Consider the following 12,425-nt stretch of genomic DNA (forward strand, 5'->3'; position numbering starts at 1 on the left):
GGGGTCGGCCCGGGCGTGTCGCGGCCCCCGGGAGGGAAACGTCGGAAACCTCACTCACCGGGGTCGGCGCGGACGGCGGAGGCGGACGAACGCGGCGCGGCCCTCACCCGGCGTCGAGCCGCCGGTCCAGGGCGTCCTCGTCCAGGCCCAGGTCGACGCGGACGCGGAACCGGATCCGTAGCAGCTCCAGCAGCAGGTCGTGGACGTAGGGCGAGGCGTCCAGGCCGAGGAAGCGGTGCGCGCCGACCGTGGCCCACCGCTCGGCGCCCTCCAGGTCGTCGTGCGCGTACAGCGCCTCGGCGACGTGGATGTAGGTCTGGAGCCCCGGGGGTTCCTCGCTCTCCAGGCGTTCGAGGTGGGTGTAGGCCGACCCGACCTCGTTCAGTTGCAGCAGCGCACCGGCGCTGAGGGCGCGCGCGTCGATCACCGTGGGGCCGCCGTCGTCGATCGCCCTCTGGTAGGCCGAGCAGGCGCGCTCGAACTCCTGGGCGATCTCCCACTGCTCCCCCGCGCGCACGAACAGCTCCGCGCGGGAGATCTCGCTTCCGGCGTCGACCCGGTTGGCCAGGTCCATGAGCTGGGCGGCGACCCGTCCGTGCTCACCGGACCGGACGGCGTGGAATTCCAATCGGTCGAGTTCTGCCGTCGTCACGTGGGTCAACCGCATCGCCCTCATCACCTACTCGCACTCCCCGCGCAAGGATCTCAGGGCCTGGCACGCTCCAGTGCCTGCCAGAACCCCTGGCGCAGTCCGTCCCGGACCTCGTCACGCAACAGGTGGTCGATCGGCAGCGAGGAACCCTGGAGCAGACGCGCCTCCAGGTCGGAGGGCATCCGGGGTCTGCGGGCGAGGACGGCCTCGACCCACAGGGCGGGCGCCTCGCGGGCGATCGACTCCGCGAAGTCGTTCCCTTCTTTGCGCGCAACATGCACCGCTTCGTCAACGGTATGCGTGGCGGGACGCGTCTGCTGGGGATATCCAGGACTGGGACGCGGTTCCCGGTAGTCGCCGGCGGCGAACCGGCTGTCTTGTTCGGGACCAGTAGGCTGCGGTCCCCCGTAGGAGGGGGCCGCCCCACCGCGTTGGGCGGTGTCAGTTTCCGTACTGGTCCCATAGGTAGGGTTTGCGTCGTTCGCACCCCCGAAGCCGGGGTTGTCCCCCGGGCCGAACCTGGGGTCCTGGGGTGGCGCGCTCCTCTGCGGTGGCGCGTGCCCCGGTTGGCCGTGTCCCGGCTGCCCGCCGTGCTGGCCCGGCTGACCGTGCTGGCCCGGCTGCAGGGACTGCCCCTCCTGCGAGAAGGAGCGCTGCGGCCCGGTCCCGCCGGAGAAGGACTGCTGTGGCCCGGTCCCGCCGGAGAAGGACTGCTGCGGCCCCGTCATGTGCTGCTGCGGGGGCGGTGCCTGTCTCGCCGGAAGTCCGTAGCCCGTCTGGTCGGCCCCGCGCAGCGACTGGTGCCCCCCGGTGACGGGGTAGCCCCCCTGGCCGCCCGGCGCCGGGTGCCCCCCGGTCATCGAGCCGCCCGGATAGGCGCCGTTGCCGCCCACGTTCGGCGGGACCTGGCCGCCGGAGGGGAAGCCGTTGGCGTCGATCGGGCCGGACTGCTGGTTGTCCGTGTTCGGCCCGGCCAGGTGGTCCCCGCCGCCGCGCTGCTGGGCGAGGGACCTGCGCATGGCGCGCAGCTGGTCCATGGCGCTGCCCTGGGGGGCGGGCTGCCCGCCGGTTCCGGCGAACATCGCCTCCAGCCCCACGGCGGAGGAGGAGGCCGCCTCCACCCGGTTGCCGCCGGGCTGCGCCGTCGCGACGGGCTGCCTCGGGGTCTCGGGCGCCGAGCGGGCGCGGCCGTTGGAGAACGGCGTGGTGGTCTTGGCCGCGGTCTCCTGGGCGCCGCCGCCGCTGGAGAGCAGGTTGACGTGCGGGCGCAGGTGGCCCGCGCCGATCTCGATGAGGTCGTCGCACTCGCGGCGCAGGGCCCGGGAGATGGTCCAGTTGCCCTCGACGGAGACGTGCACGACCGTGACGCGCACGCCCATGTCCTGTACGTCGGCCACGACCGGCGCCATGTCCTCGTCCCCGCTGACCAGGACGGCGTCGCACAGGACCCCGGTACGGGCCAGCGTGGTGAGGTCGCGCTGGACGTAGCTCTCGACGCCCTCGCGGCGGCCGGGCCTTATCCGCGCGCCGCGGAACTTGATGCCGGGGATGTCGGCGATGCCGTCCTGCTCCTGGGTCCGCCGGTCGTCGGCGACCGCCTCGTACCAGTAGCAGCGCAGGAGCGGCAGACCGGTGCGGTCCCGCGCGACCTCGTTGAGGAACTGGACGAGACCGGTGTAGTCCCAGGAGACGGAGTCCCGGTTGCGGGTTCCGTGCACTGCCATCGCGCCGTCCGCGAGAAGGTACCCCGCGTCAACGAACAACGCGCAGCGGTCCACTGGCACCGACCCCCTTCCCTGTTGTCTCTGGGCCATGTCCATGACCGGGCCACAGCCTAGCCAAGTCTGTCTGGTTTTGCGTGCCCCTTCTGAACACACAGAGTTATTGCCTTGCTACACACCGGCGGTTTTCCGGAGGGGTCCCTGGCTCCGGAGCGGCCGGACAGGCCCGGACGGGGCGGGTGGGAGCCCCTGCCTCAACTGCGCATGGGGGCCGTCAGGACCACTGCCCCCACCATCACGGCGTCCTGTTCGGTCAGGATTCGGATGTCCGTTTCTCGGCCAAGTACTGAGTCGAATCGGACCACGTCGGTGCCGAACGCGAGCGGGTCGCCGACCGCGCCGCGGGCCGAGCCGGTGAACGCGTTGTCCGCCCGCCCGTGGCCGCCGACCGGCTCCGCCGCCGCGCCGTCCACGGTCACCCGGTCCCCGGCCAGGTCGGGGTCGCCCTCCCAGGCCACCACGTCGATCCGGGCGGGTACGGCGGCGGGCAGCAGGCCCGACACCGCGAAGGGGCCGCCTCCGCCGCCGTGGAAGGAGACCCGGGTGTCGTCGAGGACCATCACCTGGTTGCGGGTGCCCACTCGGGGGTCCTCCAGCACGACCACGAGGCTCCAGCCCGCGTAGTGGCCGCGGCCCTCGCGCACGGGGGCGTCGCCGACCCACCACTGGCCGCCGCCCTGGGCCCGCACCAGGTCCGTGACCTCGGCGAACGCCTGGTAGGCGGGGTAGCCGGGCAGCTCGGCGACACGGTTGTGCGTGGCCTCGACGGTGCGGTAGTCCGTCATGCCCGGGCCCCTGACCCGTACGGAGGGGGCGTCGGGGGTCCCGGTCCCGGAGAAGTAGAGCCCCGCCCAGCGCACCCCGCCGCCCTCGGGGAGTTCCCAGGTCGCGGAACTGGAGGAGGTGGTGGAGGGGTCGTCGTCGGCGTCCAGCGGGACCATCGTCCAGTGGTCGTTGTCCAGGCGCGGCCCCTGGCGCAGCCTGGCCCGGGCGCAGGGGCCGTCCTGGGTTTCGGGGGCGCCGTGGAACCCAAAGTCGTCCTGCGCCCCAGCAGCGCCGTGGGACTCGGGGCCGTCCTGCGCCCGGGGAGCGTTCTGTGCGTCGGAGGCGCCGTGGGACCCGGAGGCGTCGTGGGGCACCGTCACCGGGCCGTGGCCGCCGTGCCGCGCCACGCCTTCGGCGAACGGTCCGCGCGCCGTTTCCGTGGGCACATTGTTGTCCGGCGCACCCACCGTCCCGTCAGGAGTCCCTTCGCCCTCTTCCTGACCAGGGACCACATCCTCCTCCGTGGTCGCCTCGGCTTCCGGCGGCTGCGGTCTCGGGGACACGGGGGCGTCCGGAGGGGGAGAGGACTCCGTGCGCGGCTCGGTCCCGGGACCCGGCGGACGCGGGTCGGGGACGTCCGGGGCGTACGGCCAGTCCCACCACGGCCACGGCCAGCGGCCGCCCGGCTCCGGTTCGACGCAGGTCATCAGGGCGTTGCCGACGCTCTCGGCGCGTACCCGGCCCGCGGTGGCGTAGCGGGCCGTGACGCCCTCCGCGCTCACGCCCCGCTCCCCCGTCGCCTCGGCGGTCACGCCCGCGGCGGACACCGACACCGTCGCCGGAACCCCGGCCTCGGCGTCCGGGGCCACGCGCACGTCGATGAACTGGGTGCCGTCCTCCCCCGCCGCCATCCCCGGGTGGGCGCAGCGGCCGCCCCCGCTGCCCGCGGAGCAGCTCCAGTCGCCGTGCCCCGCCGCCGTGGGAAGCGCGTTGCCCGCACCGCCGGAGGAGACCATCTCCACGCCCGGCGGCAGGGTGAGCCGGGCGACGACCTCCTCGGCCGCGCCGCCGCCGATGTTGCGCACGTCCAGGACCATGATCCCCTCGCTGCCCGGGAGCAGGGAGCCGACCGGGTCGATCCCCGCGGCGAACCGCGGCCCGGGCTCCTGCGCCACCTCCTCCTCCGGCACGTCGGCGGGCGGCACCGCCGGGACCGGCGCGGCGGGCTCGGTCCGCTCGTCCGCGTCGGGGCGCGGCCGGTCGCTGGCCGGAGGAGAGGGCCGCGGCGCGTCCGGAACGGGCTCGGCCGCGTCCGGAGCGGACGGCGCCGGAGGCCGCTCCCACGGGGCCGCCGCCGGGGGCGGCTGCTGTTCGGGAAGCGGCTCCGGAGCGCTGGTCAGGGCCAGGGCGACCGCGACCGCCACACCGGCCGCCGCCGTGCCTCCGGCCGCCGCCTGCTGCTGGCGGCGCGACATCCTCCCCCACCAGGCTCCCCCGGCGCTTCCGGCGGGGGTGGCGGAGAGGTAGCCCGCCGCCCCCGCGCCCGCCACCAGCGGCAGGACGACCCCGCGCAGGCCGACGTTGACGTCGGTCAGCTCGGCGTAGACCGCGCGGCAGTCGGCGCAGCCGTCCATGTGCCGGTCGACCTTGGCGGTGTCGCGCCTGGACAGCCCCTCCCTGACGTGGGCGCCGAGCAGGCCGAGGGTCGGGCGGCAGGCCTCCGCGGCGTTCCCGCCCGCCAGGTGCATCTGGAGGTAGGCCTGCCGCAGGCCCTCCCGCGCCCGGTAGGCGAGGGCGGCGACGCCGTTCGGCTTCATGCCGAGCACGTCCGCGACCTCGGCCGGTTTGGCCCCCTCGATCTCGGTGTGCCAGAGCACCGACTGCCAGCGCTCGGGGAGCGAGAGGAAGGCCCGGGCGATGAGGGAGCGCTCCAGCCCTTCGAGCGCGGGGTCGACGAAGGGCTGGCCGGGGACGAGGCTCTCCATGTCGTCGGTGACGACCTGGCGCCTCTCCCCGCGTCCCCGGTCGTAGGCGGCGTTGCGGACGGCGGTGAGCAGGTAGGGGCGGAAGGAGTCCTGCGGACCCCCTCCTCGCTGGATGACGCTGAGCACGCGGGTGAACGCCTCGGCGGCGGCGTCCTCCACCTCCGCCTCGCCGCGCAGCAGTTGCCGGGCCAGTCCGCGCGCCGCCGCGGCATGGCGCTCGTAGAGGGTGGCGTAGGCGCCGGTGTCGCCGTCCCGCACCCACTGGATCAACTCACCGTCACCGACCAGAGTCTCTGTGTGATCGTCGGGGACGTCGTTCACCCGGCGTCCTTTCTGGGGAGTGTGCGCCGCGGTCCGGGGAGGAGCCCCGGTCCGGCGCTGGAGGACACGTGCTCGAAAAATATCCCGCATTCGCGTCACAGCCGCCACCGATCTCCGTAATCAGGGGTGAGGGAGGACGGAACGCGCCGAGCGGACGCGGACCCGCCTCCGCGACAGGACCGACTGACGGGAGCGGCGCCATGGGAGATGCCGAGGTGAGGACCGGGACGCGGGACCGTACCGCCCGTGCCCGGGAACTGCGTGCGCCGTGGGGTCGGCGGAGCCGGGAGGCCGGGTGGGACCCGCCTGAGAGCTGGTGGACGCCCGCCGTGGACGCGGTGTGCGGGGCCTTCGCGGCGGGGGACGACCTGGCCGGCCCCTGCGGGCTCCTGGGCGGGGCGCGGGCGCGTTCGGGGGTGGGGATCGGGCAGAGCCTGGACGACCTGTCGGCGTTCACGTCGGTGGCGGGGTGGCGGAGCCCGCCGCCGGTCCTGGTCCGGGCGCTGGCCGAGGGGTGGGCGGACGCGGGGCGCGGGTGGCAGACCTGCCAGGATCCGCTGACCGGCCTGGCCACCGCGGAGTACCTGCGGACCCGGCTCGGTGAGCTGTACCGGCACACCGGCGGCGGGGCGCCGCCCGCCTCGGGGCACCGGCTCGTGGTCGTGGCGCTGGACCCGGGGATCGACCCGTGGCGGCGCACCGCGCGGTTGATCGTGCTCGGCCACGAGCTGCGCGGGTTCTTCACGCGCGGGGAGTCGGTGTGCCTGCTGGCCCGGGGGCGGATCGCGGTGGTGGCCCCCGAGTCCGCGGACCTGGACCGCGAACTGGACGCGCTGCGCCGGGGGACCTGCTGGGAGCACGGGGCGGCCGTGTGGACGGTGCCCCTGCCCGCCAGCCACGGGGAGGCGCTGTCCCTGGTCGGGGGGCTGGAGGACAGGAGATGACCTGAGGACGCCGTCCCAGCGCCGCGAGGCCCCGGCCCGAGCGGCCCGGCGCGGGACGGCAGAGCCGACCGGACCGGCACTTCGCCGAGGGGACGGACCCGGACGGTCGGCGCCCGCCGGACCGGGTTGTCCGGGTTCTCTGGCCCGCGGAAGGGCGGCCCGTGGACCGGACCGGCGGATGGGGGGTGCCGTACGGCGTCCCCGGAGGCGCGTCCGCAAGGGGAGGCGGGCGCGCCTCCCCTGCTGTCACCCGACCACGGGTTCAACCCAGGTTGAGGCGTCCTCCGGTCACCGCGAAGACGGCCCGGCGCCAGGGGGAGGCCGGAACGCTCTTCACCGCGGCGATCCTCTGCTCGTATCCGCCCTGGACCGGGGTGCGCCCGCCGCCCACGGCGTCGATCCAGGACTCGATCCCCCGTGCCGGGGGGTCCTGCGCGGGGACCTCCGTGGGCGGGGGGTTCGCGGCCGGGGCGTACGGGGTCGGCGGGTCCGGGCGGTCCCCGGGGCTCGGGACGCCCTGATCGGGTTCCGACCGCCCCACACCCGCGTAGGGCGCGGCCGGAATGTCCGCGAACCCGGTGGGCTCCAGTGGCCGGTCACCGTAGGCGGGGTAGGGAGCGTCCTGCTCCGGCTCCCGGGCTCCGGGAGGAGCGGACTCCCGCCCGGCGCCCGGCGAGGAACGCTCCGCGGCCGCCGCGGAACCGGCTCCTCCAGCGGTGTCGGAGGAGTCGGCCGGGTCCGCCTCCACGGGCGGCGGAGCCTGGACGCGCACGGTGTCCGTGTCGGGGCGCACGGGTTCGGCGGCCTGGGGGGAGGGGCCGGTCTCCTCCGGGCCGCCGGGTTCCGCGGCCTCCGGCTCGGGTGCGAACGGGGAGACGCCCTGGTACAGCGGGGAGCCGTGTTCCTGTGCGGCCTCGGGGGCGACCGGGGCCGGTGAGGTCTCCGAGGCCGTTGAGGACTCCGATGAGTCCGGTTCCTCCCCGGTCCGCGGGGCCTCCCGGCCCTCCTCCCGCGTCTTGCGGGCGCGACGGTCGGCGCCCGTGACCAGGAAGACGTCCGTCTCCTCCGCGTCCGGGTCCGGTGAGTCCTCCTCGCCTCCGGGGTTGACGGTCACGGGGTCCGCCGGGCGCGGCGGGCCGACCCGCCGGGGCTCGCGGGTCGCGCCGGGAGGTACCGGCGGGCGCGACGCCTCGGAGGCGGAGGCCGTACCGAACCAGGCGCGGGCGGGCGGGACCTCCTCGCGGGGCCGGGAGGCCGAAGGCGTGCCCTCGTGCGGCGGTGTTTCCTGTCCGCCCTGCGGTCTCCGGCCGCCCGGCCGTTCCCGCTCGCCGGGCGGCTCCCGGTCGCGCGGCGGCTCCGGCCGCGGGGCGGGCGACGGGTTCGCGGGAGGCGCCGGTGGCGCGGCGGGAGGAGCGGCCGACGCGCTCCGGTCCGCGAGCACGGCCGGGTCCGGCTGCGGCTGCCATGGCGCCTGCTGCTCCGGAGGCTGCGTCCGCCGCGGGGGCCGCGGCCACGATGCCCGCTGTTCCGGCGGGCTCTGTGCGGGGCCGGGCCCGTACTGCTGGGGTCGCTGAGGCTGTTGGGGTTGCTCGGGAGGCGCCGGAGGCTGCTGGGTCGGCGGCGCGGGCATGGGCGTCCCCGACAGGAAGGCCTCGGCTACCGAGTCCTGCGCGAAGGTGCGCGGCGTCGCCGTTCCACCGGGCGGGGTGGGGGGCCGTTGCGGACCCGAGTGGCCCGCCCAGGGCGCGTTGGGGCCGGTGGGCTCATACGGCCTCGGCGGCTCGACGGCGTAGGGCGTCGGAGGAAGCGCTCCCTGTGCCGGGTAGCCCGGCGCACCGCCGGGCGGGGTGCCCTGGCCGTGTCCGGGCGCGTCGGAGAACCAGCCGTCGGACGGGGCCGGCTGGGGGCCGCTGGGCCCACCCTGCTGGCCATACGCGTACTGGGGACCGCTCGGGAAGCCCTGGCCGGCGGCAGGCTGCTGAGGCCCGCTGGGAGCGCCTTGCGGACCACGGGGGTACTGCCCGCCCGGGGAGGCCTGCGGACCGCTCGGCGCCGCGCCTCCACCCGGAGAACCCTGGCCGGCGGCGGGCCGCTGCGGACCGCTCGGCGCGGCGTTGGCGCCCCCCTGCTGGCCGTACGGGTGCGTCGTTCCCCGACCCGGGTACGGCGTGTGCGGGAAGGGCCGATGTCCGCCGGACGGCGCGCCCCGCCCCGGTTCCGGCCACCGTGCGGTGTCCTGACCGGCGGCGGGCTCCGGTCCGCTCGGTGCGGCGCCCCCTCCCGGGAAGCCCTGACCGGCGGCGGGCCGCCGCGGCCCGCTCGGCGCCGCGCCACTCCCCCACTGCCCGGCGTCGTGGCCGCCGGACGGCGCGGGCTGGCCGTGCACCGGCCCGGGGTACCGTCCCGGTTCCCCCCGCGGCGCCTGCCGCCGACCTCCCCGGGCGGGATCCCCGTGCACGGGAGCCCCCGGTCGCCAGCCGGTCGGGTTACCGGCGTCCGGCGGCGCGTCCGGGCTCCCCCGGCCGTCGTGCTCCTCCCGGGCCTCCTGCTCCCCGGGAGGGGTCCCCCGCTCCGGTTCGGGTCGCTGCTCCACGGCTACTCCCCTCCTTCGACGCGGGTCCGGACCGGCCCGGCGCCGTCCACCGAACGGTCCAGCGCCTCGGCGGCCACCAGCTGAACGGTCCGGTGGGTGGCCTCACCGATGAACCCGGGGCGCACGACCGTGCCCTGGGCCAGGTGCCGGTCGTGCGGCAGGACGATGACGCCCGCGCCGCTCTCGGCGATGATCCCGGTCGTGCGGGCCGCGTCGAACCCCGGGTCCTCACGCCGCCGCTCGTCGAAGACGACCACCACGGTCCGCCGTACCTCGTCCTGTCTGCCGTCCGCGATCAGCAGGTCCAGCTCGCGCCCGACCCGGATCGCGGCCTCCCGGGTCGCGCGGACCACGCGCACCCGTGCGTGGGCGGCCTCGCCGACGGCCTCCACGAACGCGCCGCCCGACTCCCCGGCCACGAGGGTCACCCCGAAGAACCGCGAGATCGGCAGCAGCCCGGACATGTAGGCCCCGGCCCCGCCCGGGGCGGCCCGCACCGTCCACAGGCGCTCGTTGGCCTCGCCGAGGCTGGCGCGCACCGACTCGAAACCGGTGGGGTCCACCCCGTCCAGGTCGCCGGGCTCGTCCAGGCCCAGCCGCCCGGCCAGCGACGGCGCCCGGCCGGTGGCGTCCACGGCCAGCACCCGGTCGTGGCGGAAGTGCGCCAGCGAGCGGGCGACCAGCGCGGTCACCACCGACGCGTCGGCGCCCGACCCCAGGTCGTCCACGACGATCCGGCGCCCGGTCGAGGTGGGGCGCTGCAACCGCCTCCCCAGCTCGATGGTGTCGGCCACCTCGTCCGCCGACCGGAACGGGCGCAGCGCTGCCCGGCCGACGCGGCGCACCCAGCGGTCGCCGCGCACCGGCCGTGTCCCGGAGGCGGCCGCAGCGGCTCCGGCCGGGGAGGCCCCGCCCGGGGCCCGCGTCTGTGAGGCGTTCATCGTCCCCCCGCTCAGAAGGTCGTGAGGAGGCGCTGGAAGGTGCCGAACGCGCCGATCGCCAGGGGCACCAGCACGACGACGGCGACCGCCTCGAACCTGCTGGTGACACCGCGCAGCCGCGCCCGCACGTGCTCGGGCTGCTCGATCGACAGCACCACCGCGGGGACGGCCGACACCGCGACCGCGATCCCCAGCGCGGGCCACACCCCCCAGGGCACGGCCTCGGCCCAGGAGAGGAGGAAGGCCACCAGCACCACGAGACTCGCGGCGATGAGCACCGACTTCTGCGCGACCAGCGGGAACAGCCGGGCCCGGCTGGCCACCACCAGGGCCAGCACCACCGACAACCCCGCCGTCCACCAGTCGAAGTGGGTGGCCAGGCCGATCCCCGCCGTGGCCGCGGACACCGCCACCGCGATCGTGGCGATCACCAGGCTCCGGTGGGCTCCCGCCACCGAGGTGAGCACGTCGCTCCGGGTGACCGCGTCCCCGGAGCTGCGCCGGTCGTCCAGGACCGCCAGTCCGGAGAACGTCAGCGCCAGGCGGAGCAGCAGGCTCAGCAGCACCACACAGGCCACCGCCATGATGACGGCGATCTGGTAGGCGGGCAGGCCCAGCGCCGCGCCCACCGACCACACGACCGCCAGGGCGAGTCCGACCCCGCCGCCGGTCAGGCCGCCCCGGCCCAGGCCCGACGTGAGCCCGAGCAGCAGGACCAGTCCCGCGACCAGGGCGGCGCCGCCGCCCCAGCGGGCCCACTCGGGCCAGCCCAGCTGGTCGCAGGCCAGCCACAGGACCAGTCCGCCGACCGCGGCGCCGCTGATCGCCAGCGCCGTGCCCAGGGGCTCCCGCCAGGTCGGGCCGATCGACGCGCCCACCGCCACCAGCACGGCGGCGACCACGGCCAGTCCGACGAGGCCGCCGTTGCCGGAGAAGTACCCCTGCACGATCCAGGCCGCGCCCACGGCGAGGGCCACCAGGGAGACGGTGGCGGTCCAGCGGGCCGCCACCGGGTTCCAGCGCCCCTGGTGGTCGTCCAGGGCCATCGAGACCGCCTCGGGGACCTCGTGCACCACCGGGGCGGGCACCGGTTCCTCCGCCCGGACCAGCCGCAGCACCGCGCCGTCGGTGATCTGCCGTTCCGCGAGCGTGGTGTCGCCCTCCAGGACGATCCCGGAGGCGGTCACCAGGTGCCGCAGCTTGGCGGGGTTCTCCACCTGGTCGCCGAGGAGGTCGAGCACCTCGGGCATGAGGGCGCCCACGGGCTCGCTCGCGGGCAGGACGGCGTCGACCCTGCGCTCCTCGCCGACGAGGGTCACGCGGCTCCAAGCGGTCATTGCCTTCCCATCCTCGCTCCTGCGTCACCGGTGGCCCTGGCCACCGCTCTCGGGTCCGGGGTCCGGGCCCCGGAATTCGGTCGTGCCCTCCAGCCGGACGGTGTGGAGGCTTGCGGCGGCGCCCTAGTCGGGCACGTCGTTGACGGCGACGCGCTCCAGGTAGCCGTTGCCGATGAGCCAGCGGATCGTCGGAACGGTGGGGACCTCGGTGAACCCGGCCGTGTCGAGGGTGAAGCGGACGCCGCCGCCGGGGTGCCCCCCGTTCGCGGGGGCGCTGGTCGCGCTCACCTGGAAGGGGTGGATGACCCGGTAGCGGTGGTAGAGGTCCTCGCCGTCGGGACCGGTGCGGGCGTGGTCGGGCAGACCGCGCTCCCCGAAGGCGGTCCCGTCGGGGAACAGGTAGCGGCCGCTCTCCTGGCCGAAGGCGTCCACGACGTCACCGACCGCGAGTCCGTGCAGGTAGGAGCCGCCGCTGCGCTCCTGAAGGCTCTCGCGCACCGTGGTGACCAGCTCCGCCGTGGCCTCGGCGGTCTGCCGCTCCTCGGCCTGGGTGAGGACGGTCGGCTCGGGCTCGGTGGTGGCCAGTTCCTGGTAGAGCCAGCGGGCCGCCTCGTCCTCGGTGGTGAACTCGGGTCCGGGGCGGCCCTGGTCGAAGTCCATGACGGCGGCGGACAGGTAGCCCTCCGCGTCCTGGCTGAGCAGGTAGTAGCTGTCGAGGGTCCCGGGCTCGGGACGGGGGTCGCCCGGGAGCACGTACAGGCTCTCGGGGACCCCGGCGGCGTCCAGCTCCCCGCGCAGGTCGTCGAGCGTGACCTGAGCGCCGACCCAGTCGCCCGGAATGGGCGGGACGGCGTTGTTGGCCGGCCCCGACGCCTGCTGTTCCTGCTCCACCCGCTGGGTGCTGAGCTGGTTGCTGACGAAGGACCAGCCGACGGTGCCGCCGCAGATGACCGCGGCGAGGCAGGCGCTGATCGCCACCTTGCCGAAGTTCTCGTCCAGGCGGCGCCTGGTGCGCTGGCCGCCGAAGAGCACCGCCTCGCGCAGGCGCTGTCGGCGCACGGCGACGGACTCCAGCAGCTGACTGTCGTAGTCGCGTGCCAACCGTG

General features: G+C 75.9%; 8 protein-coding genes. 1 reads left to right on the forward strand and 7 read right to left on the reverse strand.

Annotated features, from left to right (window positions below; translation table 11 throughout):
- Positions 1 to 103 precede the first annotated feature (103 nt).
- The 3 genes from EV372_RS09260 to EV372_RS09270 all read right to left on the reverse strand — a co-directional run bounded on the left by EV372_RS09260 (position 104) and on the right by EV372_RS09270 (position 5,504).
- Positions 104 to 676, reverse strand: coding sequence for a tetratricopeptide repeat protein (locus EV372_RS09260; protein WP_130398837.1), 573 nt, complete (start codon positions 674 to 676; stop codon positions 104 to 106).
- A 29-nt stretch (positions 677 to 705) separates the two neighbouring features.
- Positions 706 to 2,430, reverse strand: coding sequence for an NYN domain-containing protein (locus EV372_RS09265; protein WP_130398838.1), 1,725 nt, complete (start codon positions 2,428 to 2,430; stop codon positions 706 to 708).
- A gap of 197 nt (positions 2,431 to 2,627) precedes the next feature.
- Positions 2,628 to 5,504: a sigma-70 family RNA polymerase sigma factor gene (locus EV372_RS09270; protein WP_130395677.1), complete on the reverse strand. Its 2,877-nt coding sequence runs from the start codon at positions 5,502 to 5,504 to the stop codon at positions 2,628 to 2,630.
- A 200-nt stretch (positions 5,505 to 5,704) separates the two neighbouring features.
- On the opposite strand from EV372_RS09270, the gene EV372_RS09275 reads away from it, so the two are divergent.
- Positions 5,705 to 6,448, forward strand: coding sequence for a hypothetical protein (locus tag EV372_RS09275; protein ID WP_130395678.1), 744 nt, complete (start codon positions 5,705 to 5,707; stop codon positions 6,446 to 6,448).
- A gap of 262 nt (positions 6,449 to 6,710) precedes the next feature.
- Here EV372_RS09275 and EV372_RS29010 read toward each other — a convergent pair whose 3' ends face one another.
- The 4 genes from EV372_RS29010 to EV372_RS09295 form a co-directional block, all read right to left on the reverse strand.
- Positions 6,711 to 7,562 (reverse strand): hypothetical protein, encoded by an 852-nt coding sequence (locus tag EV372_RS29010; RefSeq protein WP_156095258.1) that lies wholly within the window; start codon positions 7,560 to 7,562, stop codon positions 6,711 to 6,713.
- Between the two features lie 1,481 nt (positions 7,563 to 9,043).
- Complete coding sequence (locus EV372_RS09285; RefSeq protein WP_130395679.1) at positions 9,044 to 9,982, reverse strand: ATPase; 939 nt, start codon at positions 9,980 to 9,982, stop codon at positions 9,044 to 9,046.
- An 11-nt stretch (positions 9,983 to 9,993) separates the two neighbouring features.
- Entirely contained in the window at positions 9,994 to 11,319 is a 1,326-nt protein-coding gene (gene eccD, locus EV372_RS09290; RefSeq protein WP_165435974.1) for a type VII secretion integral membrane protein EccD, read from the reverse strand.
- Positions 11,320 to 11,442: 123 nt separating this feature from the next.
- Positions 11,443 to 12,420: a TNT domain-containing protein gene (locus EV372_RS09295; RefSeq protein WP_130395680.1), complete on the reverse strand. Its 978-nt coding sequence runs from the start codon at positions 12,418 to 12,420 to the stop codon at positions 11,443 to 11,445.
- Between the last annotated feature and the right edge of the window lie 5 nt (positions 12,421 to 12,425).

The sequence above is a fragment of the Nocardiopsis sp. CNZ308 genome, from assembly GCF_004217075.1.